The sequence below is a fragment of the Azospirillum sp. A23 genome, from assembly GCF_042938965.1.
GTDB lineage: Bacteria > Pseudomonadota > Alphaproteobacteria > Azospirillales > Azospirillaceae > Azospirillum > Azospirillum melinis.
This window is the reverse complement of sequence record NZ_CP170664.1, coordinates 373,443-395,298: the sequence shown is the minus strand read 5'-3', so window position 1 is coordinate 395,298 and position 21,856 is coordinate 373,443. Positions and strand designations below refer to the sequence as shown.

The 21,856-nt window shown below is 69.9% G+C and carries 23 protein-coding genes and 1 pseudogene; 12 read left to right on the top strand and 12 right to left on the bottom strand.

What is annotated here, in order from left to right:
* The first annotated feature begins 1 nt into the window (after position 1).
* Positions 2 to 1,348, top strand: coding sequence for a GH1 family beta-glucosidase (locus tag ABNQ40_RS07200; protein ID WP_109047888.1), 1,347 nt, complete (start codon positions 2 to 4; stop codon positions 1,346 to 1,348).
* On the opposite strand, the gene ABNQ40_RS07195 is transcribed toward ABNQ40_RS07200, so the two are convergent.
* The 7 genes from ABNQ40_RS07195 to ABNQ40_RS07165 all read right to left on the bottom strand — a co-directional run bounded on the left by ABNQ40_RS07195 (position 1,345) and on the right by ABNQ40_RS07165 (position 6,850).
* Entirely contained in the window at positions 1,345 to 1,944 is a 600-nt protein-coding gene (locus ABNQ40_RS07195) for a HutD family protein (protein WP_109047887.1), read from the bottom strand. The genes ABNQ40_RS07200 and ABNQ40_RS07195 overlap by 4 nt on opposite strands.
* A 58-nt stretch (positions 1,945 to 2,002) precedes the next feature.
* Positions 2,003 to 2,701: a hypothetical protein gene (locus ABNQ40_RS07190; RefSeq protein ID WP_199235233.1), complete on the bottom strand. Its 699-nt coding sequence runs from the start codon at positions 2,699 to 2,701 to the stop codon at positions 2,003 to 2,005.
* A 222-nt stretch (positions 2,702 to 2,923) separates the two neighbouring features.
* Entirely contained in the window at positions 2,924 to 3,100 is a 177-nt protein-coding gene (locus tag ABNQ40_RS07185) for a hypothetical protein (RefSeq protein ID WP_158285529.1), read from the bottom strand.
* Between the two features lie 295 nt (positions 3,101 to 3,395).
* The gene (locus ABNQ40_RS07180; RefSeq protein WP_391345919.1) at positions 3,396 to 4,454 is read right to left on the bottom strand and encodes a YihY/virulence factor BrkB family protein; all 1,059 of its coding nucleotides are present in this window, start codon (positions 4,452 to 4,454) and stop codon (positions 3,396 to 3,398) included.
* A gap of 12 nt (positions 4,455 to 4,466) precedes the next feature.
* On the bottom strand, positions 4,467 to 5,294 hold the full coding sequence (locus tag ABNQ40_RS07175) for a DUF3618 domain-containing protein (protein ID WP_391345917.1): 828 nt from the start codon (positions 5,292 to 5,294) through the stop codon (positions 4,467 to 4,469).
* A gap of 98 nt (positions 5,295 to 5,392) precedes the next feature.
* Complete coding sequence (locus tag ABNQ40_RS07170; protein ID WP_391345915.1) at positions 5,393 to 6,052, bottom strand: YjbE family putative metal transport protein; 660 nt, start codon at positions 6,050 to 6,052, stop codon at positions 5,393 to 5,395.
* Positions 6,053 to 6,250: 198 nt separating this feature from the next.
* Complete coding sequence (locus tag ABNQ40_RS07165; RefSeq protein WP_391345914.1) at positions 6,251 to 6,850, bottom strand: HupE/UreJ family protein; 600 nt, start codon at positions 6,848 to 6,850, stop codon at positions 6,251 to 6,253.
* A gap of 257 nt (positions 6,851 to 7,107) precedes the next feature.
* On the opposite strand from ABNQ40_RS07165, the gene ABNQ40_RS07160 reads away from it, so the two are divergent.
* The 6 genes and pseudogenes from ABNQ40_RS07160 to ABNQ40_RS07135 all read left to right on the top strand — a co-directional run bounded on the left by ABNQ40_RS07160 (position 7,108) and on the right by ABNQ40_RS07135 (position 13,358).
* Positions 7,108 to 8,310, top strand: a complete 1,203-nt coding sequence (locus ABNQ40_RS07160) for a nickel-dependent hydrogenase large subunit (protein WP_391345912.1) — start codon at positions 7,108 to 7,110, stop codon at positions 8,308 to 8,310.
* Positions 8,311 to 8,385: 75 nt separating this feature from the next.
* Positions 8,386 to 9,426, top strand: coding sequence for a hydrogenase nickel incorporation protein HypB (gene hypB, locus ABNQ40_RS07155; protein WP_391345909.1), 1,041 nt, complete (start codon positions 8,386 to 8,388; stop codon positions 9,424 to 9,426).
* 16 nt (positions 9,427 to 9,442) lie between these two features.
* On the top strand, positions 9,443 to 9,688 hold the full coding sequence (locus tag ABNQ40_RS07150; protein WP_109047879.1) for a HypC/HybG/HupF family hydrogenase formation chaperone: 246 nt from the start codon (positions 9,443 to 9,445) through the stop codon (positions 9,686 to 9,688).
* A 46-nt stretch (positions 9,689 to 9,734) separates the two neighbouring features.
* On the top strand, positions 9,735 to 10,781 hold the full coding sequence (gene hypE / locus ABNQ40_RS07145; protein ID WP_391345907.1) for a hydrogenase expression/formation protein HypE: 1,047 nt from the start codon (positions 9,735 to 9,737) through the stop codon (positions 10,779 to 10,781).
* 258 nt (positions 10,782 to 11,039) lie between these two features.
* A pseudogene (locus tag ABNQ40_RS07140) lies at positions 11,040 to 11,636 on the top strand (sugar transferase); the annotation flags it as partial.
* A gap of 294 nt (positions 11,637 to 11,930) precedes the next feature.
* Positions 11,931 to 13,358 carry a S41 family peptidase gene (locus ABNQ40_RS07135; protein WP_109047877.1) on the top strand — a complete coding sequence of 476 codons (1,428 nt, stop codon included), beginning with the start codon at positions 11,931 to 11,933 and terminating at the stop codon, positions 13,356 to 13,358.
* Between the two features lie 12 nt (positions 13,359 to 13,370).
* Here the strand turns inward: ABNQ40_RS07135 and ABNQ40_RS07130 are convergent, their stop codons facing one another.
* Positions 13,371 to 14,147: a 4'-phosphopantetheinyl transferase superfamily protein gene (locus ABNQ40_RS07130; RefSeq protein WP_247879553.1), complete on the bottom strand. Its 777-nt coding sequence runs from the start codon at positions 14,145 to 14,147 to the stop codon at positions 13,371 to 13,373.
* A gap of 103 nt (positions 14,148 to 14,250) precedes the next feature.
* On the opposite strand from ABNQ40_RS07130, the gene ABNQ40_RS07125 reads away from it, so the two are divergent.
* The 4 genes from ABNQ40_RS07125 (at position 14,251) to ABNQ40_RS07110 (ending at position 17,569) form a co-directional block, all read left to right on the top strand.
* On the top strand, positions 14,251 to 15,231 hold the full coding sequence (locus ABNQ40_RS07125) for a phosphoribosylaminoimidazolesuccinocarboxamide synthase (RefSeq protein ID WP_109047876.1): 981 nt from the start codon (positions 14,251 to 14,253) through the stop codon (positions 15,229 to 15,231).
* A 15-nt stretch (positions 15,232 to 15,246) separates the two neighbouring features.
* Positions 15,247 to 16,200 (top strand): D-2-hydroxyacid dehydrogenase family protein, encoded by a 954-nt coding sequence (locus tag ABNQ40_RS07120; RefSeq protein WP_109047875.1) that lies wholly within the window; start codon positions 15,247 to 15,249, stop codon positions 16,198 to 16,200.
* Positions 16,201 to 16,300: 100 nt separating this feature from the next.
* Complete coding sequence (locus ABNQ40_RS07115) at positions 16,301 to 16,978, top strand: phosphatase PAP2 family protein (protein ID WP_247879552.1); 678 nt, start codon at positions 16,301 to 16,303, stop codon at positions 16,976 to 16,978.
* A 96-nt stretch (positions 16,979 to 17,074) separates the two neighbouring features.
* Complete coding sequence (locus ABNQ40_RS07110; protein ID WP_109047873.1) at positions 17,075 to 17,569, top strand: hypothetical protein; 495 nt, start codon at positions 17,075 to 17,077, stop codon at positions 17,567 to 17,569.
* A gap of 63 nt (positions 17,570 to 17,632) precedes the next feature.
* Here the strand turns inward: ABNQ40_RS07110 and ABNQ40_RS07105 are convergent, their stop codons facing one another.
* The 4 genes from ABNQ40_RS07105 to exbB are packed head-to-tail and all read right to left on the bottom strand — an operon-like array spanning position 17,633 to position 21,185.
* A complete protein-coding gene (locus ABNQ40_RS07105; protein ID WP_109047872.1) occupies positions 17,633 to 18,916 on the bottom strand; it encodes a PepSY domain-containing protein in 1,284 nt (427 codons plus the stop codon).
* Positions 18,917 to 18,958: 42 nt separating this feature from the next.
* Positions 18,959 to 19,813 carry an energy transducer TonB gene (locus ABNQ40_RS07100; RefSeq protein WP_109047871.1) on the bottom strand — a complete coding sequence of 285 codons (855 nt, stop codon included), beginning with the start codon at positions 19,811 to 19,813 and terminating at the stop codon, positions 18,959 to 18,961.
* Complete coding sequence (gene exbD, locus ABNQ40_RS07095) at positions 19,810 to 20,238, bottom strand: TonB system transport protein ExbD (RefSeq protein WP_098735982.1); 429 nt, start codon at positions 20,236 to 20,238, stop codon at positions 19,810 to 19,812. The genes ABNQ40_RS07100 and exbD overlap by 4 nt, the downstream gene beginning before the upstream one ends.
* Positions 20,239 to 20,243: 5 nt before the next feature.
* Positions 20,244 to 21,185, bottom strand: a complete 942-nt coding sequence (exbB, locus tag ABNQ40_RS07090) for a tonB-system energizer ExbB (protein WP_247879551.1) — start codon at positions 21,183 to 21,185, stop codon at positions 20,244 to 20,246.
* Positions 21,186 to 21,559: 374 nt separating this feature from the next.
* Between exbB and ABNQ40_RS07085 the strand changes: the two genes are divergently transcribed.
* Complete coding sequence (locus tag ABNQ40_RS07085) at positions 21,560 to 21,814, top strand: hypothetical protein (RefSeq protein WP_109047870.1); 255 nt, start codon at positions 21,560 to 21,562, stop codon at positions 21,812 to 21,814.
* The last annotated feature ends 42 nt before the right edge of the window (positions 21,815 to 21,856 follow it).

Genomic DNA, 21,856 nt, shown 5'->3' with positions numbered 1-21,856 from the left:
GATGAATGACCGGACCTCCCCCCTCCCGTCCACCCCATACCCGCCGGGCTTCGTCTGGGGCGTTTCCACCTCCGCCTACCAGATCGAAGGGGCGGCTGCCGAGGACGGGCGCGGCGCCAGCATCTGGGACGTGCGCTGCCGAACCCAGGGCGGGGTGGTGAACGGCGACACCGGCGATGTCGCCTGCGACCACTACCACCGCATGCCGGAGGATGTGGCCCTGATGAAGGGGCTGGGCGTCGACGCCTACCGCTTCTCCATCTCCTGGCCGCGGGTGATGCCGCGCGGCAAGGGGGCGGTGAACGAGGCGGGGCTGGACTTCTACGACCGGCTGATCGACCGGCTTCTGGAGTCGGGCATCGAGCCCTGGCTGTGCCTCTACCATTGGGATTTGCCGCAGGCCTTGCAGGATCTGGGCGGCTGGTCGTCCCGCGACTGCGCCGGCTGGTACGCCGACTATGCGGCACTCTGCGCCCAGCGTTACGGCGACCGGGTGAAGCGCTGGATCACCTTCAACGAATTCTCGGTCTTCACCCTGTTCGGCTATGCGATCCCCTGGGCGGCACCGGGAATCGTCGACCGGGCGCAGCATCTGCGCGCCATCCACCATGTCAACCTCGCCCATGGCGCCGGGGTGGACGTGCTGCGCGACATGGTGCCGGGCGCCTCCATCGGCGCCATCCACAACCGTCAGGTCGTGATCCCGGAGACCGACACGCCGGAGAACCGCGCCGCCGCCGCCCTGCTGGACGAGCATTGGAATCTGGTGTTCTGCGACCCGCAGATCCTGGGCCATTACCCGCCGCAGACCGCCGCCGCCATCGAGCCCCATGTCCAGCCCGGCGACATGGCGCGCATCGCCCGGCCGGTGGACTGGTTCGGGCTGAACCATTACGGCCCGATCTTCGCCAAGGCCGATCCGGCCCGGAGCTGGGGCTATGGCTGGGGCGACGCGCCGGCCGATTCGCCGACCCACGGCGTCGGCTGGGCGATCTTCCCCGATGCCTTCCGGGACGAGCTGCTGACCATCCAGCACCGCTACCGCCTGCCCATCGTTGTGACGGAGAACGGTTGCGGCGGCAGCGACGCCGTCAGCCCGGACGGCAGGGTCCACGACCCCCACCGCATCAATTACCTGACCATCTACAACGCGGCGATGCGCGACGCGATGGCCCAGGGTGCCGACGTGCGCGGCTATTTCGTCTGGTCGCTGCTGGACAATTTCGAATGGGGCAGCGGTTACGGCCAGCGCTTCGGCATCGTCCACGTCGATTTCCAGACCCTGGCCCGCACACGCAAGGACTCGGCACACTGGTACGCGGAACTGATCCGGGCGGCGAAGTCCTAACGCCGCCACACCTCGGCACAGACGCCCTCCGCCTCGCCCGGCGCCTCCACCAGCGCCGCCGCGTCGCGCAGGAGCAGGCTGTGGCCGGCGGGAACCGTCAGCGCCTCGCCATCCTCGGGGGTCACCGTCAGCGTGCCGGCAAGGGCGTGGACCAGCAGCACGTCGCCCGCAGCCTGGTGCACATTGGCCCGGTGCGCGGCGGAGCCGGCCAGCAGGGTCAACACGCCGGTCGCCGAGGCGCGGTCGAGCATCAGATTGACGTCGCGGATCGGCCCGGCGGTCGGCTCGCACCATACCGCGGCCTCGCCGGGAAAGGCGAAGGCGGGGTCGAGGCGGCGGCGTTCGACCGGCGGCGCGCCATCGACCGACAGGCGCATGCCGTCGCCCTCCACCACGGCGATCAGGCGGTCATAACCGGGAAAGGCGGAAAAGGGACCGGGCTCGACCACGTCGGCAATGCTGACTCGCCAGACGAAACGCCCATCGGGGCGGCCATCGTCGGAGGGTTCCACCGCCAGCTCGGTGGTAACGCCGCCGCCGTTCTTCCAGGGAACGCGGCGATGGTCGGCGAGGCTCAGGCGCGTGATGGACGGCAAAATCTTGCTCCGGAACGGATCGGCTCCGTTCCGTCATAGCACAGCCGGCGGCCCGCCTTCACACGAACAGGCTAAAGCTGCCCATCAGTTTCTGGGTGCCGGTCTGTCCGCTGGGGATGGAGTTCATGCTGCCGATGGCCTGGTTCAGACCGTCGAGCGTCGCCTGCTGCCCGGTGGTGAGCGCCATGCCGGTGTCACCCTTGGCCGGCTGTTTGGCGACCGTGTCGAAATCCTGGCTGTAATTCCCCATGACCAGCTGCATGGCGTAATTCTTCGGGTCCTTGTCCGACTGGCCCTTGTCGCGGCTCACGCGCAGGGTGTAGTCGCCCTTGTCAACCGTCAGATTGCCGGCCTGCAACTGCTTGAAGGCCTTGTAGTCGTCACCGGCCTTCGGGTCGCTGTCGGCCACCACGCGGCCGAGCTTGTTCATCAGCTGGACGCGCAGGCCGTCGTCGCCGACCTGCCCCATGGTCATCTCGCCCTTCGAGGTGACCTTGAATTTATAGAAATCGACCTTGTCGTTCGGCGCCAGGGTGCTGGCGACGTTCAGGCGGGTGGTGTTCTTCGCAAGCACGCCGATGTCGGTGGCGCCGCTCGTGGTGGTCAGCGCCGATTTCTTGACCGTCTTGGAATATTCCTTGACGTCGCCGACAGCCTGATTGCTCTGCGACTTCTTGATGGCCTCCACCGCGTTGTTGATCGACGCGTTGAGGCTGGAGACCATAGAGTTGACGCCTGAGAGAGCATCATCCGCCATGATTCGTCATCCTTCTTCCGATCCGACCATCACGCCCGTCCCAACCCGGACATCGGCGAGGAACTGACAACAAGAGTGCGGCCGGCTGAGCCGCCACCCGGACACGTCTGCCCAAAGGGAGTATACGACAACAGCCGGCCGAACATAGGTAGGATTCGTGATTTTTTTGGTCGAAAGCTGGGATGCGGCCCCTGCACGCCATGGCCGGCGGCCCGATCCGCATCAGGATCGCGGCTTTTCTCCTTTCGCCGTATGCGGCTCGGCCAGGGCGGTGTCCGCAGCACTGATCGGGTTGGCCGGCGGCAGGGCCGACTCGGAAGCTGCCGGGCCGGCGGCTTCGTCGGCGAGATGGCAGTGGGGCGGCTGGGTGGGACCGGTGACGACATCGAAATCGAACATGACAACCTCTCTCGGCTTGTGATGAAGCCGCCCGGGTCGCCCGTGTTCGGATTTTTCAGGATGTGCAGCCCATTGAGGGCCGTGGGTCACAAACACGAAAGCCGCCGCGGGTCGGTCCGGGCGGCTTCGGGAGTGAGCGACAGATGCGCGTTCCTAGGCCGCCGAACGAAACCAGCGGCCAAAATATCGGGAGCGTCCGCAGGACGCGATGGCGAGCATCTGTTGCATGAACGCGACCATAGCGCGCGGCCACCGCCTTGCCAAGAGGCTTTTGGGCCAAGCGGCGGCTTCGCGGCTAGCTGGCCTTACGCTCCCCGACCGTGTCGGCGACATAGGCCTCGCGCTGGCCCAGCGGCCGGGCCGGACGGCCGTCGCGGTCGGTGGTGTCGCGGGCGGTCTGGTGCTCGATCTCCGCGTTCAGCTCCGCCCCCAGCAGCACGACGTAGGAGGTCAGGTTGAACCACAGCAGCAGGACCACGACGGCGCCGACCGACCCGTAGGTCTCGTTGTAGCTGCCGAAGTTCGACACATAGATGGAGAAACCGAGCGAGCCCAGCAGCCAGACGACCGTCGCCATCGCCGAACCCCAGCTGACCCAGCGCCATTTCGGCTCCCGCCGGTCAGGGGCATAGCGGTAGAAGACGGCCAGCGCCAGCATGATGGTCACCGCCAGGATCGGCCAGCGCGCCAAACTGGCGATCCAGCCGATGGGTGTGTCCTGTAGCCCGATGATGTTGATGGCGGCGGGGACGGCGATGATCATCGCCATGGCGAGGATGACGAACAGCAGCCCGGCCACCGTCAGCCCCATCGACAGCGCCGCCAGCATGAGGAAACCGCGCGTCTCCTTCTCGCCATAGGCGATGTTCAGCGCGGACACCATCGAGTTGGTCCCGCGCGAGGCGCTCCACAGCGTCAGCATCAGGCCGAAGATCAGGCCGAAGCCCAGCCCCTGCGACGGTGCGGTCGCCACCTTGCGCGCCTGGTCGCTGACGATGCTGAGCGCCTCGGGTGGCAAAAGGCTGCCCAGCTGGTTCAGCTGGCTCTCGATGGTCGCCGGGTCGGCGACGAGGCCATAGATCGACACCAGCGCCGCGATGGCCGGGAAGATGGCGAGCAGGGCGTAGTAGGCGACGCCGGCGGCCAGCATCGACACATTGTCCTTGCTCTGCTCGTCCCACACCCGCAGCAGAATGTCCTTCCAGCCCTTCTTGGGAATTTCCGACGGGCTGTCCGCCGACCGGCCCCTGCCGTCGCCGGTATTGGCAGCATGCCCGCCGCCATGCTGCCCACCGTGTTGCCGGTTCAAGCGGCTGCGGTGCTCGTAATAATGTCGGCGGCTCAGCCCCAGCATCCCCCGCCCTCCTCAGGCCACGGCTTCGCGGAGAGCGCCGACCCGGTGCCGCGCCGTTTCCAGGGCATGGAACTGGGCGCCGATGGCGACCTGGAGATGGTCGTCCGGCGCATCGCGCAGGGCGTCGCGGAACAGCGCCAGCGTGCCGTCCAGCCCGCTTTCCAGCCGGGCAAGCAGGTCGCCGCGGGCACCCGGCCCGCCGGCCCCGGCCATCACGCTGCGGGCGCTGGCCTGCGCCAGCCCATGCATCGGCGACCAGACGCGCGCACCGTCGCCGGCGGTCTCGATCCAGCCGCCCCCCTGGCGCAGTTCGGCGTCGAGCGCCACGGCGCTGCGGTCGAGCTGGTCGGCCAGCTCCTGCAACCGGCCCGACAGCGACGGGTCGGCAATTGTCATGTCGGCGCGGCGGAAGGCCTCGGCGCCATCACGGCAGGCGCCGGTCAGGTCGGTCAGCAGATGCCGGCCGCGCGGGTCGAGTTGCCGGCCGTCGGGGGCGTAATCGTCGAATTCGGTGGTGCACTCCGGTGTGCGGGCGACCGCCACGGCGAGCCAGAGCGCGCCGACGCCCATCAGCGCCACCGGGATCGGGTTGGCGCGCACGGCGCGGGCGATGCGGCCGGACAGTCCGTCACCGCCGCCCTGGATCACGTCGCGCACCACCTGCACCACCCCGCCGGACATCTGGCCGGGCGACAGGCGGAACTCGATCTCGTCGATCACCGAATCCATGCGGGCGCGGATCGACTGGATCTCGTGCTCGATGTCTTCCGGGCGGCGGCCTTGGGTGGCTGTCGTGTCGGGAGGAGCGGCGGACGGAATGGCGTCGTTCTGATTGGTCATGCCGGGCGTCTCCTGTGGGGGCTGCCGGCTTGCAACACCACCACAGGCCGATTGTTCCGGTCCCTCCCGCTTACCCTCCTGGCCATCAACCCATAAGGTCAGCCGATAATCTGGGCGAAGGCCATCACCTCGATGCTGCCCTGCCAGATCATGCGGACGGCGACATAGACGATGACCAGCAGTCCCAGATAGGCGATCCAGTGGAAGCGGTTCAGCAGCCGCGCGATCACGCTGGCCGCCGCCCCCATCAGTGCCACCGACAGCAGAAGCCCGATGGCCAGCACCCAAAGATGCTCGCGCGCCGCACCCGCCACCGCCAGCACATTGTCGAGCGACATCGACACGTCGGCGACGATCACCTCCCAAACGGCGGTGCGCACCGACTTGCCGCCGCCGGCCGGGACCGCGGCCCCGCCATCGCCAGCCTCATCCCCATCCCCGTCGCCAACCAGCGCCGCGGCCTGGGCCTCCTCGCGCTGGCTGCGCAGTTCGCGGAACAGCTTCCAGCACACCCACAGCAGCAGCAGACCGCCGGCCAGCGTCAGGCCGATGATGTCCATCACCTTCGTCGCCGCCAGCGCGAAGCCGATGCGCAGCACCACCGCGGCGGCGATGCCCCAGAAGATCACGCGGGCCCGCTTTTCCCGCGCCACCCCGGCGGCGGCCATGCCGACGACGATGGCGTTGTCACCGGCAAGCACGAGGTCGATGAAGACCACCTGGCCAAGCGCGATCAGTTCGGGAATCAGCGAGTTCACGGGCGGTCCGTCGATTGTCGGTGGAGAGGAGGCGGGCGGGGAAGATCCGCCTTATAGCGCGTGAACGCGCGGTGGCGCAACATCGCCACCCGGCCACGGTAGAAAATGTCGCGGAGACCATAACGCCGAAGGGCCGGACGGTTTCCCGCCCGGCCCTTCCTCATGGGCAAGCCATCCTGGGCGAACCGGTGGCGGCGCTCAGGCCAGGGCCACCAGGGCCACGCCGCTAAGGCCGATGGCGGCACCCAGCCCGCGCAGGGCCAGCGCGCCCTTGCCTCCGCGGACGACGCCGCGCAGCGACAGGGCGGCGCCGACGCCGGCGCCATGCAGGAGCGCAGTGGCGAGCGCGAAGCCCAGGCCGTAAAGCAGCGGCTGTGCCGCCTCCGGCATCTCGGCGCCATGGGCATGGCCGTGGAACAGGGCGAAGGCCGAAACCAAGACCAGCGAGACCGGCAGCGACAGGCGCGACTGCGCGGCGATCAGGGCGCCCAGCGCGATCACCGACCCGGCGATCCCCAGCTCCACCGCCGGCAGCCCGATGCCGGTCATGCCCAGCAGACCGCCGCCGATCATGGCGGTGACGAAGGCCGCCGGCAGCGCCCACAGGGCGGCACCGCCGCGCTGCGCCGCCCACAGCCCGACCGCCACCATCGCCAGCAGATGGTCCCAGCCGCCGATCGGATGCAGGAAGCCGTGGGCGAAACCGGCGTCATGGGCGCCGAAGGTGTGGGCGTCGGCGACCGCGGGCAGCACCAGCCCGGCCAGCAGGACGGCCGAGGCGAGAGGGAAACGTTTCATGGACCAGCATCCTCTGATGTCGTGTCGCGCCCATCGGATTGTGCCGTCCCGGCTTTCCCGCCCGACGCAGGGGAAACCGGACGGTGTGGCGCGGTTGGGGCGAAGTGTAGCAGAAAGCGCCGGCCCGGCCATGGCCGAGACAGCGCTACACCCCCGCCGGATCTACGTATTTTGACGCAGGTCAATGAGTTGCACCCCCGATCCGTCAGGATGCAATCCGTTAATGCCATCGGGAAACTCCACTCCAGGAAACCCTAATGTCCACCGTCATGCTTCCCGGAGAGGGTTCGGTGTCCGTCCGGCTGTGGCTGGACGGCGGTCCGGAGGGCATGGCCATCCGCCGGGCCGAGGTCGCCACCCGCCGCCCGCGCGCCGTCGCCGCCCTGGTCGGCCGCAGGGCGGAGGAGGCGGCGCGGCTGGCGCCCCTGCTGTTCAGCCTGTGCGGCAGCGCCCAGGGGCTGGCCGTCGCCCGCGCCTGCGAGGCGGCATTGGGACTCGACGCGGGCGCCCATGACGCGGCGCGCAGCCTGCTGACCGATGCGGAGGCGCTGGACAGCCATGGCTGGCAGGCGGTGGTCGAATGGCCGGTGCGCCTGGGCGCTCCGCCGCGGCCGGCGGCCCTGCGCGAGCTTCGGACCGCGGTGTCCGCCGTCCTGCCGGCGCTCTATCCGGCCAAGGGTGGGCTGCGCCCCGGCGGCGGCGTCCTGCGGCCGGACGTGGCGGCTCTGCGCGACGCGCTGGACCGGATGGCCGGCTGGCTGGAGGCGACGGTCTTCGCCGGCCCGCCGCCGCGGGATGCCGATGAACTGGCCGGCTGGGCGGCGCGCGGCGGCACGGACGCGGCGTTGCTGGCCGCCCGGCTGCTGTCGCCCGGTCCGGCGGGCTGGAGTTTGGCCGGCTGGGGGGCCTGCGGTGTGCCGCTGCTCGATGAACGGTCGCCCGGCTGGTTTGCAGCGGCACTGGCCGGCGATCCGGGTTTCGCCACCGCCCCCCGCCGCAACGGTGCCCCGGCCCTGACCGGCCCGCTGGAGCGGCAGGTGGACCACCCGCTGGTCGTCTCGGTGACGGAGCGCTTCGGCGACGGGCTGGCTGGGCTGTTCGCGGCGCGGCTCGCCGATCTGGTGGAGCTGCCACGTCGGATGGAGGCGGCTATCGCCGCGCTTCGGCCGGCCGATCCGGTTGCCGCCGCTCCCACAAACTCCGCTCCGGGCGAAGGCTGCGGCGTGGCGGAGACAGCGCGCGGGCGGCTGGCCCACTGGCTGCGGCTGGACGGGGACGGCCGGCTGGCCGATGCCCGGATGGTGGCGCCGACCGACTGGAATTTCGCCGCCGACGGCCCGCTGGCGCGCGGCCTCGCCGGAGCGGCGGTGCGCGACCGCGACGATGCGGTGGAGCGGGTGCGGCTGCTGGTCGCGATGCTGGATCCGTGCGTCGCCTGCGGCATAGACGTACACGAATGACGAGCGCTTGCCGAAGCCCGCGGGCAAGTCGATGATGGCGGGCGTCTTGCGGATGGAAGAGTGGGAGAGCGCGTGATGTGCACGGTTTGCGGATGCGGTGAAGGCGAGACCCGGATCGACGGCAAGGCCACCGATGCCGGGCATGAGCACGTCGGCCCCGACGGCAAAATATACCGCCACCGCCATGGCGAAGCGCACCACCATGCCAACCATCACCATGACGACACCCACGAGCATGTCGCCCCCGACGGCACGGTGTTCCGCCACAGCCACAACGACCATGGGCATGATCATGACCACGGGCATGGGCATGACCATGGCCACGATCACAGCCATGACCACGGCCACCATCACGCCACCCACGACCACCACCGCCCCGACCGGCCGGACGCCATCGACGGCGGTGCCGCGCTGAACCAGCCGCGGCTGGTCACCATCGAGCGCGACATCCTGGCGAAGAACGACGGGCTGGCCGCCGTCAACCGCCGCCGCTTCGCCGACCGCGGCGTGTTCGTGCTGAACCTGATGTCCAGCCCCGGCTCGGGCAAGACGACCCTGCTGACCCGCAGCCTGACCGACCTGAAGGGCCGCTTCCCCGTCGCGGTGATCGAGGGCGACCAGCAGACCAGCTTCGACGCCGACCGCATCCGCGCCACCGGCACCCCGGCGGTGCAGGTCAACACCGGCAAGGGCTGCCATCTCGACGCCTCGATGGTGGCGCAGGCCGCCGACAAGCTGGCGGCCGACGGCCAGTTCGCCGGGGACGGCGTGCTGTTCGTCGAGAATGTCGGCAATCTGGTATGCCCCGCCGGCTTCGATCTGGGCGAGACCCACCGCGTCGTCGTGCTGTCGGTGACGGAGGGCGAGGACAAGCCGCTGAAATACCCGGACATGTTCGTCCGCGCCGACCTGCTGGTCGTCAACAAGATCGACCTGCTGCCCCATCTGACCTTCGATGTGGAGCGGATGATCGGCTACGCCCAGCGCCTGAACCCGTCGCTGGCGGTGATCCAGCTGTCGGCCACCACCGGCCAGGGGCTGGAGGAATGGTACGACTGGATCGCCGACGGGCTGGCCGAGGCCCGCGCGTCTCATACTGCCGCCGCAGCCGTCTGACCGGAGGACCGCCGCCATGTGCCTTGCCGTCCCCGCCCTGGTCACCGCCCTGCTGCCCGACGACCGCGCCACCGTCAGCCTGGGCGGCGTCACCTCCACCTGCTCGCTAGAGCTGGTGGAGGGCGTCGCCGTAGGCGATTACGTGATCGTCCATGTCGGCTACGCCCTGTCCCGCCTGGATGCGGAGGAAGCCGAGCGAACGCTCGCTCTCCTGGCCGAAGTCGCCCAAGTCGAAGCCGCCAACGCCGAAGCCGCGGCCTGACGTCCCCTCCCCTTCCACACACCCGCCGACCATCCGGACCCCCGCCATGACCGACCGCCGCCTCTTCACCCGCAAGCTCGACATCGCCCGCGGGGCGGTGGACATGACCCACGGGTCGGGCGGCAAGGCGATGGCGCAGCTGGTGCGCGAGCTGTTCGCCGCCGCCTTCGCCAACCCGTATCTCGACCAGGGCAACGATCAGGCCGCCTTCGACGTGCCGGGCGGGCGCATGGTGATGACGACCGACGGCTTCGTCGTCTCGCCGCTGTTCTTCCCCGGCGGCGACATCGGGTCGCTGGCCGTCCACGGCACGGTGAACGACGTCGCCATGGCGGGTGCTGTGCCGCTGCACCTGACCGCCGGCTTCATCATCGAAGAGGGTTTCCCGCTCGCCGACCTGAAGCGGGTGGTCGACAGCATGGCCGCCGCGGCGCGCGAGGCCGGGGTCGCCATCGTGTCGGGCGACACCAAGGTGGTGGAGCGCGGCAAGGGCGACGGTATCTTCATCACCACCACCGGCATCGGCATGGTGCCGCCCGGCGTCGCCCCGTCGGGCGACCGGGCGCGGCCCGGCGACGTGATCCTGGTCAGCGGCACCATGGGCGACCATGGCGTCGCCATCATGTCGACCCGCGACAATCTGGGCTTCGAAACGGCGATCCTGTCCGACAGCGCCGCGCTGAACGGGCTGGTCGCGGCGATGGTGGCGGCGGTGCCGGACATCCATGTGCTGCGCGATCCCACCCGCGGCGGGCTGGCGACGACGCTCAACGAGATCGCCCACCAGTCCGGCGTCGGCATGCGGCTGCGCGAATCCGACATCCCGGTGCGGGCGCAGGTGACGGCGGCTTGCGAATTGTTGGGGCTCGACCCGCTTTACGCCGCCAACGAGGGTAAGCTGATCGCGATCTGCGCCGAGGAGGAGTGCGACCGCCTGCTCTCCGCCATGCGCGATCACCCGCTGGGACGGGATGCCTCCTGCATCGGACGGGTGGTGGAAGACCCCCACCGCTTCGTTCAGATGGAGACCCGCTTCGGTGGCCGCCGGATCGTGGATTGGCTGACCGGAGAACAGCTTCCCCGTATCTGCTGATACGTACCGGCGGGCTAACCCGCTGTTTCCAAAGAAGCGGCCCCATTGGCGGGACCCCTTTCGCGCGCTGGCCGTTGCCTCTCTCGGATGGTCCTATGCTCTGACCAGAGACGATCAGCGACGAGAGATACAATGGCGTTGTCCAACATCGCTCTTTTGGGCGCTCCCCGTCTGGACCCCGGCCGGATGGCCGGGACCCGGTCGGCGATGCAGGCGATGGACCGGCTTCCCGGTTGCCCCCCTCTGCACAGGCACCGCGTCAAACGCGCCTTCGACATCGTCGGCGCGCTGGGGCTGCTCGCCGTTTTCGGACCGTTGATGGTGGTGCTGGCCTGGATGGTGGCGCGCGACGGCGGCCCGGCGGTGTTCGGCCACCGGCGCATCGGCGCCGACGGGCGTTCCTTCACCTGCCTGAAGTTCCGCTCCATGGTGGTCAATTCCGCCGAGGTGCTGGAACGGCTGCTCGCCACCGACGACGAGGCGCGCGCCGAATGGCTGGCGACGCGCAAGCTGCGCAACGACCCGCGCATCACCCCTGTCGGCCGTTTCCTGCGCAAATCGAGCCTGGACGAGCTGCCGCAGCTGGTCAACGTGCTGCGCGGCGACATGAGCCTGGTCGGCCCGCGTCCGATCATCGACGACGAGGTGTCCTACTATCACGCCTGCTTCCCCTTCTACACCCGCTGCCGCCCCGGCCTGACCGGGCTGTGGCAGGTCAGCGGCCGCAGCGATGTCGATTACGTGCGCCGCGTCCAGCTCGACACCGCCTATGTCGTCGGCTGGAACTTCTGGGCCGACATCGGCATCATGCTGCGCACCGTGCGCGTCGTGGTGAAGGGCAGCGGCGCCTACTGAGCGCATCTGCTTGGGCCGGGGCCGGCCTCAACCCTCCAAAAGTGTTCATCCCTTCACGTCGGTCGCGCGTCCCATCGGGGCGCGCGACATCGCTGTTTGTGCGTCCTATGTCAGGACTCCGCTCCATCTTGCGGTTCGGCCGTTCCGCCCCAGGCATGCCCTCTTGCCGAAATCGGGTGGACTTTGAGAATGGGCGGACGACGTGCTAGGGTCGGGGCAACCGGCGAAACCCTGGTATAGTGAACGATGCGTGCAAGACCGCCGGCCGGATCGGCCAGTCAAGAGGGTCCAAGGATGGCGAAGCTGCTGGCTGCCCTGCTGCTGATGATGGTGGCGATCGGGCCCGCCTGCGCCGTGGCGCCCACCAGCCGTGCCGACACCGTTGCGGCGCTCGACCGCTACCGTACGGACTTCGCGAAAATCCGCGGCTACGGGTCGCTGTCCACCGCCGACCGCAATTACGTCCTCTTTTCCGACGCCATGCGCCGTGTCCTGACGGAGCATGTGAAGCCCTTCGATCCGCAGGTGCTGATCGACAAGGCGGAAGACGGGCTGAAGAAGAAGAAGGCGGAGAACCCGAAGGCCAGCGACCGGCTGCTGACCGAAGCGGCGCTGGACAGCATGCTGGGAGGGCTCGATCCCTATTCCAGCTTCCTCGACGCCGAGCGCTACCGCTATCTGCGCGAACAGACGCAGGGCGAGTTCGGCGGGCTGGGCATCGAAGTGACGATGGATGAGGAAAGCGGACTGATCAAGGTCGTCTCCCCCATCGACGGCTCGCCCGCCGCCCGCGCCGGCCTGCGCAGCGGCGACCTGATCGCCCGCATCGACGACGTGGCGGTGAAGGGGCTGAACCTGCACGACGCCGTCGCCCGCATGCGCGGACCGGTCGGCAGTTCGGTCGCCCTGTCGATCCGCCGCCCGCCGGCGACCGACGCCAACACCCGCGTCTCGCTGACCCGCGCCATCGTGAAGATCCAACCGGTGCGCTACCGGCTTGAAGGCAACGTCGCCTATGTCCGCATCGCGACCTTCAACCAATCGACCTCCTCGGCGCTGGACGCGGCCATCGAGGACATGCGCCGGCAATCGAAGGGCCGGCTGACCGGCGCCGTCATCGATCTGCGCAACAACCCCGGCGGCCTGCTGGAGCAGGCGGTGCAGGTGGCCGACCGCTTCCTGGAGACGGTGGACATCGTGTCCGTCCGCGGCCGGGATCCGGAAGAATCCCGCACCTACCGCGGCACCGCCGGCGACCTGATGGCCGGGCTGCCGGTGGTGGTGCTGATCAACAGCGGCTCCGCCTCGGCGTCCGAGATCGTGGCCGGCGCCCTGCAGGACCATCACCGGGCGCTGCTGTTCGGCTCCCGCTCCTACGGCAAGGGGTCGGTGCAGACGATTTCCTCGCTCAGCGCCGACACCGGCATCCGGCTGACCACCGCCCGCTACTACCGCCCGTCGGGCGCGCTGGTGGACTGCTTCGGCGTCTCGCCGAACCTGGAGGTCAAGCCGACCCACGGCAGCACCGAGGAAACCCATCCCGACCCGGCGACCTGCGACCCCAACGCCCCGGTCCCGCCGAAGCCGCAGGTGTGGATGGCGCAGGACATGTGCCCCGACGTGATGGACAAGGCGCCCAAGCCCGACGACGACCGCCCGCTGGAATGCGCCGTCTCCGCCATCCGCAACCGCCTGACCGGGACGCTGGCCGGCGGGGAGTGAGGTAGGGTCTCCCTACTTCACGAACCCCGCATCCATCACCCTAGTCTCCACCGTCCAGCCGGTGCCGTGCGCCGCGATGGCGGCGATGGTGCCGGGGAGCACCCGGCGGTCGAACAGGCTCCAGTCCGCCGGCACGCCGACATCGCCGCGCAGGTCCTCGCCGATCTCCAGCAGGGCCGGCGGCGCATCGGGCCTCACCTCCACCGCGAACCGGTCGAGCGGCATCGACAGCCCGACGCCGGCCGCCTTGATGAAGGCCTCCTTCCGCGTCCAGGCCAGCAGGAAGCCCTCGTCCCGCCGCTCCGGCCCCAGCCCATGCAGCGCGGCGCGCTCGGTGGCATGGAAGAAGCGGTCGGCGATGCCGTCGGCGCTTTCGATGGGACGAAGCCGCTCGATGTCGACGCCGATCCGTCCCTCCGCCGCCACGGCGATGGCAAGGCTGTCCTCGCTGTCGCTGAGGTTGAAGGCGGGGCCGCCGGGCAGCGACGGCTTGCCGTGCGTCCCATAGTCGAAGACCAGCCCCGCCGGATCGCGGCCGGTGCAGCGCCCCAGCAGCAGCCGCAGCAGCCCACGGCGCAGGATGAAGCGCTCGGTCAGCCGCTCCATCAGGAACCGGTCGGCGCGCTCCACCTCGTCACCGGACAGCAGGGCGCGCATCGCCGCCTTTTGTCCGGACAGCGCGGTGAGATCGGCGAACCAGACGCGGACGACTCCGGGGGCCAGGACATACTCTTCGGCAAGCCCGGTTGCGCCCCCGGCCTCCGGCATTTCGATGGTCCCGTCATGCATCGGACAGCGATCCTCCCTCCTAAATTAGCGTCCTGGCTCCGGCAGGGGTTTCGGGTATCATGCGCGCCTCTCGCATCCGCCCCTGCATCCGGACCAGGATCCCATGGTTGACACCGCCCTGCTCGCCCCGCATCTGACCAACGTTCTTCGCGACGCCTTCATCCCGGAGCTGCCCAATCATTACCGCGGCAAGGTGCGTGAAAACTACGACCTTCCGGATGGGCGGCGGATCCTGATCACAACCGACCGGCTGTCGGCCTTCGACCGCGCCCTGACCGCCATCCCCTTCAAGGGACAGGTGCTGACCCAGACCGCCCGCTTCTGGTTCGAGGCGACGAAGGACATCTGCGCCAACCACGTGCTGGAATATCCGGACCCCAACGTGGTGGTGGCGAAGCGGCTGACCATCATGCCGGTCGAGGTCGTGGTCCGCGACTATATGGCCGGCACCACCGGCACCTCGATCTGGTCGATGTACAAGCAGGGCCGGCGCGAGATGTACGGCCACATCTTCCCCGACGGGCTGCGCCAGAACCAGAAGCTGGGCACCCCGATCATCACGCCGACCACCAAGGCCTTCGACGCCGGCCATGACGAGGAGCTGACCGCGACCGAGATCGTCGACCGCAACCTGCTGACCCGCGCCCAGTGGGACGAGGTGTCGGACAAGGCGCTGGCCCTGTTCGCCCGCGGCCAGAAGATGGCGGCCGACCGCGGCCTGATCCTGGTCGACACCAAGTACGAGTTCGGCTTCGACGCGGACGGCAACATCCTGCTGGCCGACGAGATCCACACGCCCGACAGCTCGCGCTACTGGTTCGCCGGCAGCTATCAGGAGCGGTTCGAGGCCGGCGGGAAGCCGGAGAGCTTCGACAAGGACTTCGTCCGCAACTGGGTCGTCGCCCGCTGCGATCCCTACACCCAGGACGTTCCGGAAATCCCCGCCGACGTGGTTCTGGAGGCCGCGCGCGTCTACATCGAGGCCGGCGAGACCATCACCGGCCGCCCGTTCGAGGTGCCGGCGACCGCCGTCCCGGTGCTGGACCGCATCCGCGCCAATCTGGCGCCCTACTTCACCAAGTAAAGGGGGACGGGCTCCATGCGCATCGCCATCCTCGACGACTACCAGGGGGTCGCCTGCGACCTTGCCGACTGGTCGCGGCTTCCTCCGGGAAGCAGCCTGACGGTGTTCGAAAAACCGCTTGGCGACGAGGACGCGGTGGCCGCGGCGCTGGAGCCCTTCGACGCGCTGGTGATCATGCGGGAACGCACGCCGTTCCCGGCCTCCCTGATCGGGCGGCTGCCGAACCTCAGGCTGCTGATCACCACCGGCGCCCGCAACAACGCCATCGACCTGAAGGCCTGTGCCGCCCGCGGCATTCCCGTCTGCGGCACCCGCATGGTCGGGGCACCGACGGCGGAACTGACCTGGGGCCTGATCCTGGCGCTGGCCAAGCGCATCCCGACCGAAGAGCGGGCGCTGCGCGAGGGCCGCTGGCAGACCGGCCTGACCGGCGATCTCGGCGGCAAGCGGCTGGGTCTGGTGGGCCTGGGCAAGCTCGGCAGCAAGGTCGCCAGGGTCGGACAGGCCTTCGGCATGGAGGTGGTGGCCTGGAGCCCCAACCTGACCGACGAGCGCGCGGCGGACGCCGGCGTGACCCGCGTGGAGAAGCGCGCGCTGTTCGCCACGTCCGACGTGGTCAGCGTCCATCTGGTGCTGAGTGAGCGCACCCGCGGCGTGGTCGGGGCCGACGAGATCGGCGCGATGAAGCCGACCGCGCTCTTCGTCAACACCTCGCGCGCCGGGCTGGTGGATGAGGCGGCGCTCGTTCATGCGCTGAGCCGCGGCCATATCGGCGGCGCCGGAATCGACGTCTTCCCCATCGAGCCTCTGCCGAAAGACAGCCTTTGGCTTGACCTTCCCAACACCGTGCTGACGCCCCATCTCGGCTACGTGACGCGGGAGAATTACGCGGTGTTCTACCGCGACGCCCTGGAGGACATCCTGGCCTGGACGGCCGGCTCACCGGTGCGGCTTCTCTCTCCCGCCTGAACGGCAACAGGGATGGAGGGTGCGGGTGAGCCGGAACGAAGCGGTCGCAGGCAGCGGTAGAAACGGGTTCTGGGCGAATCTGAGCCGGCACCGGCTTGGCATGCTCGTCAGCCTCTCGGTGATCGCCGGCCTGCTGTTCGGCTTCGTCGAACTGGCCGGCGAGGTGATGGAGGGCGAAACCAGCGCCTTCGACAAGCGCATCCTGCTGGCGCTCCGCGATCCGCTGAACCCCGACCAGCCCGGCGGTCCCTGGTGGCTGGCGCGGGTGGCGCGCGACATCACCTCGCTCGGCAGCACCACCATCCTCGCCATCCTGACCGTCGCCACGCTGGGCTTCCTGCTGCTGCTGCACAAGCGGGCGGCGGCCCTGCTGGTGCTGGTGTCGGTCGGCGGCGGCGGGATGCTCAGCACGGGGCTGAAGATGCTGTTCGACCGCGCCCGCCCCGATCTGGTGCCGCATGGCGACGAGGTGATCTCCGCCAGCTTTCCCAGCGGCCATGCCATGCAGTCGGCCGTCGTCTACCTGACGCTGGGCGCCCTGCTGACGCAGTTCGTCGAGGGCCGGCGCACCAAGGCCTATCTGTTGACCTGGGCGATGGTGCTGACCCTCATCATCGGGTCGAGCCGCGTCTATCTCGGCGTCCACTGGCCGACCGACGTTCTGGCGGGCTGGAGCGTCGGCGCCGCCTGGGCTGCCTTCTGCTGGATGATCGCCGAATGGCTCCAGCGCCGGGGTGCGGTGGAGCAGGACCGGCCGGAAACCACCGCCGGGCGCTGATCCGGGTGCATCGCACAAAAGGTTAACAAGCGGGTTGAATAAGCTCGCTTGCCGACCGATAGTGTCGGCCCTAACCCTTTTGGATCGGGCCGCACCATGCCCCAGGGCACCCTCGACCGCGAAACCCTCGAAGCCGTCGGCGTCCTCGCCCGCGCGGTGGAGCGCGAGCGGGTGCCCGGCGTCCTGGAATGCCGCCTGCTCGCCAACGCCCTGAAGCGGACGCTGGACAGCGGCCGGGAGAACGAATTGACCGAGGCGTCACGCGTGTTCCGCACGCTCGATGCCGAGCTGCGTGACCGCATCGTCGCCCGCGCCCGGGTGGAGGCGCAGCAGGCCCGCACCCAGGCGAAGGCGACGGAGACGGTAGACACCGACGCCAGCCGCGATGTGGTGACACAGGAGATCCCGGCAATCCCGGCCCGGCGCGGTGCCGAACCGAAGGGCCGCGCCGGCACCAATTTCCTGGCGGCCCTGAACGGCCTGCGTCCGGCCGCCACCGCCGGCAGCCGCGGTGCCGCCCGCGACCGTCTGCGCGCCGCCGTCGACTCCCAGCGGCGGGTGGGCAAGCGGATGGAACCGACGCTGGATTGAGGGGCGGGCGATTGAGGGGCGGGATTGAGGAGACGTCGTCAGCCGACGACGCCCCCGCCACTCTCACTCCGCAGCCGCCAGCGCCGCCGCACGCTCGGCGTTCTTGGCCCGGCGGGCCTTGCGCTTCAGCCACCACATCAGCGTGCCGGTGACGGCGAACAGCGGCGGCAGGATGCCGGACAGGAAGACCGCCCATTTCCACAGCGGCCCCAGCCCCTCGCCGGCATGCAGCGGGCGCTGCCACGCGATGACCGTCTCGCCGGCACTATAGGCTGCCGGGTCACGGACCTCGGCCACCTGCGCGGTCCAGGGATCGACGAACACCGTGGCGATGGGCGCGCCATGCGCTTGACCGGCCGGGGCGAGGCCGATCCGGTACGCCTGATCCGGCCGCGCCGGCGGCGAGACGGAGCGCAGCGCCGCTCCCGGCATCGCCTCGCGCGCCAGGGCGACCGCGCGGTCGACATCGATGGGGGTGGCGCCCTTCACCGGCTGAACCGTCACCGCGGTGCGCAGGTCGCGGGCCGGCAGAACCGACGACACGCCGGCCCCCAGCGTCTGCGGAAAGGCGAGATAGACGCCGGAGAAGCTGACGATCAGAAAGACCAGCAGCGACCAGATGCCGACCGCGCCATGCAGGTCGCGGTGCAGGCGCATGCCGCGGGCGCCGGCCTTGACGGTGAAGGCGGCCTTCCAGCGGCCCGGCCGCGGCCACCACAGAACGAGGCCGCTGACGCCCAGCACCAGCATCGCCACGCCCAGCCAGCCGACCAGTTCGCGGCCGCTGCGGTCGCGGATCAGCAGGTTGCCGTGCAGCATATGGACCGTGCGCAGGAAGCCGCCGGACGCCTGCGCCGGGTTGGCGCCGCCGCTCACCGCCAGCGACACCGGATCGATGCTGAGCATGCCGACCGGCCCCCCCTGCGGCGCCGGAGCACCTTGAGGAGCGCCCTGGGGAGCACCCTGCGGCCGCTCCCCGCCCCGTTCGGCACCCCTGTCACCGCCCCTGTCACCGTTGCGAGCGGCGACGAGGCGCACCGTGGCCGGGCGGCCCGGCTCCTCGGGCAGGACCAGGAAGCCCGGCTGCGTCCCGGCCGGCGCGGCGGCGCGGGCGGCGGCCAGGATGGCGGACACCGGCTGCATCGGACCGTCGGCCGGCGTCCCGGACAATTCCCGGGCCGGCGCGTCGCCGGTCAGGCTGCGCAGTTCCTCGTCCACCACCAGGATGGACCCGGTGATGCCGAGGACGACCAGCGGCAGGCAGAGGATCAGGCCGACCCACAGGTGGATGTTCTGAAGCGTGCGATACCACAGGCGCTGGCTGCGCGGCTTGCTGGCGTTGGCCATGGGAGGGGCTCTGACGGGATAAGCGGTTGGACGGGCTGCGGGTCAGCGGATGAAGAACTGGACCGGAACCACCAGCTCGATGCGGTCCTTCGCCATTTCCTCCGGCGGGGCCGGCAGGGGGGAGGCGCGGCGGACCATCTCCACCGTCTCCTCGTCCAGCGAACTGACGCCGGAACTGCGGTCGAGCTGGACCGACAGGACGTTGCCCTCGCGGTCGATGGTGAAGCGGACCTGGGCGACGCCTTCCTGCCGGCGGGCCTGGGCGGCGCGCGGGTAGCGCTTGTGCCGTTCCAGATGGCTCAGCAACCGGCCCTGCCAGCTCGGCACCGCCCGGCTGGGTGCGGCCGACGGCGCCGGTGCCGCCGGGGCGGGCGCCTGGGTCGGTGCAGGCGGTGCCGCCACCGGGGCGGGCTGCGCCGGCTGGGCGACCGGACGGGGCGGCTTCGGCTTCTCCGGCTTCGGTTTGGGCGCTTCCTTCTTCACCTCGGGCTTGGGCTTCGGCGGTTCGGGCGGCGGCTTGGGCAGCACGACCTCCGGCTCGACCACGGGGGGCGGCTCGGGGGGCGGGGGCGGTTCCTCGACGACCGGCTCCGGCTCGGGTTCCGGCGGCGGCGGTTCGATCACCGGCTCCGGCATCGGTTCCGGCAAGGGGATGTCGATGGCCGGCGTCGGTTCCGGCGGAGCCACCGGCAGCGGGGCAAGCTCCAGCAGAACGGCCGGCGGTTCGGCGTCGGACGGCATGATCGGCACATGCCAGGCGACCATCGCGACACCGGCCGCGGCATGGACGCCCAGTGCCACCATCAGGCTGCCGCCCCAGCGGAAGGCTCCCCGCCCCGGCCGGTCCTCATCGCCAGCGGACCAGTCGGCGGAACCTTGGTCGAAGGCGGCACTCATGGGGCGGGCGCCGATTCCAGCCCGACGAGGCCGATCTTCAGATAGCCGGCGCCGCGCAGGCTGTTCATCACCTCGGTCAGGGCGCCGTAATCGACGGTCTTGTCGGCACGCAGGAAGACGCGCTGCGTCTTGTCGCCGTTGGTGGCGGCGTCCAGCGCCGCACCCAGCGCCTCTTTCGTCGTCGCGGTTTCGCCCAGCGACAGCGTCTTGTCGGCCTGGATGGTCAGGAACAGCGGCTTGTCCGGCCGCGGCGTCGGCGTCGCGGTGGAGGCCGGCAGATCGACCGGCACATCCACCGTCGCCAGCGGCGCCGCGACCATGAAGATGATCAGCAGGACGAGGACGACGTCGATGAAGGGCGTGACGTTGATCTCATGGGTTTCGGTCAGATCGTCTTCGTTGCCGGAGCCGAGGCGCGCACCCATCGCCCTTACTCCGCCGCACGGGAATTGCCATGGCCCTGAACACCATGGCCCGGCACGGCATGGCCCTGAACGGCGTGGGGGCGCGGCAGGGCATGGCGGTCGATGTCACGGCTCAGCAGGCGCAGCACGGCGGCCGACGCGTCGGTCAGCTGCGCCTTGTGCCCGCCGATGGCGCGGCTGCAGGCGTTGTAGACCACCACCGCCGGGATGGCGGCGACGAGGCCGATGGCGGTCGCCAGCAGCGCCTCGGCGATGCCCGGCGCGACGACGGCGAGGTTGGTGGTCTGCGCCTTCGAGATGCCGATGAAGCTGGTCATGATGCCCCACACCGTGCCGAACAGGCCAATGAAGGGACCGGTCGAGCCGATGGTGGCGAGGATGCCGGTGCCGCGCGCCATGCGCCGGCCGGCCGCCGCCTCGATCCGCTCCAACCGCGAGGCGGCGCGGTCCATCAGCCCGTCGCGCGACGGCGCATCGGCCGACATGTGGGTTTCCGCCAGCACCGCGCGGACCAGCGCGCCGGCCGTGCCCTGGCTGAAGCCAACCCGCTCCGCCGCCTGCGACAGCGACCGCGCCTCTTCCAGCATCGCCAGCGCCGTCCGCGCCTTACGCTTGGCCGAGGTGACTTCCGCCGTCTTGGCGATGGCGATGGTCCAGGTGACGACCGAGGCGAGGGCCAGACCGACCATCACCGCCTGCACCACCGGGCTGGCCGTCACGAACATGCCCCAGGGCGACAGGTCGTGCGGCAGCGACGCCAGCGCCGCCGCAGCGTCCGGCACGCCCTGCGCCGCTCCCTGAGCCATGCCCTGTGCCACCCCCGGCCCGGCCGACGGCGCGGCGACGGGCGCGGCAGCCTCCTGCGCCTGGACGGCGCCGGCCATCAGCGCCCCGGCGCCGGCAAGGACGGCGGCCAGGACAGGACGGTGGCGAAACGATGTCGGCATGGCGGTCCAACTCCCCCTCGGCGCGTGCTCCGCACGCGCACTGCAAAAAACCCGATGGCGCTCCGGAGCAATGCCCCGAAGCGGATACCCCACCGCGGTTATAATGCGAATGAGTCGCACTCGCACTGAAAATCGACCACGCCCAGCGGGGATTCAGTCGTTTTTTGTGGGAATTCGACACCGTCCGGCCGCAGTTTTATTGGCCTGACGAACCATCCCGGGGCAATAAGCGCGCCTGCAACCAAGTGCGAATAAGTCTCACTACCATCGTTCCGGTCCTTTGTCGCGAAGAATCTCGACGCACCGCAACCTTCCGGCACTCCCGCCGGTTGAACCGCCCATGGAACAATGGAACAGCGTCAGGGAGACGGCCGATGACCCAGCTTTCGGTGGTGGAGGAGAAAGGCAGCTTCCGTCTGGTGGCCAGCGACGGCCGCTTCGCGGTGGTGGAGGCGCGGGCGGGACAGGTGTTCGGCATGCCGGACGATTCCGGCGGCGGCCGCGACGGTGCCGTGGACACCCCCGACGGCGTGGCGTCGGTCGCCCATTGGACCGGAGAGGACGAGGCCCGCACCCTGATGCGCGACCTGTCGGAACGCGGCGACCAACTGGCCCGCCGGCTCCGGTGATCCGGCGGAGCCTTGGCTGCGTACCGCGACGGCGAAACTGCG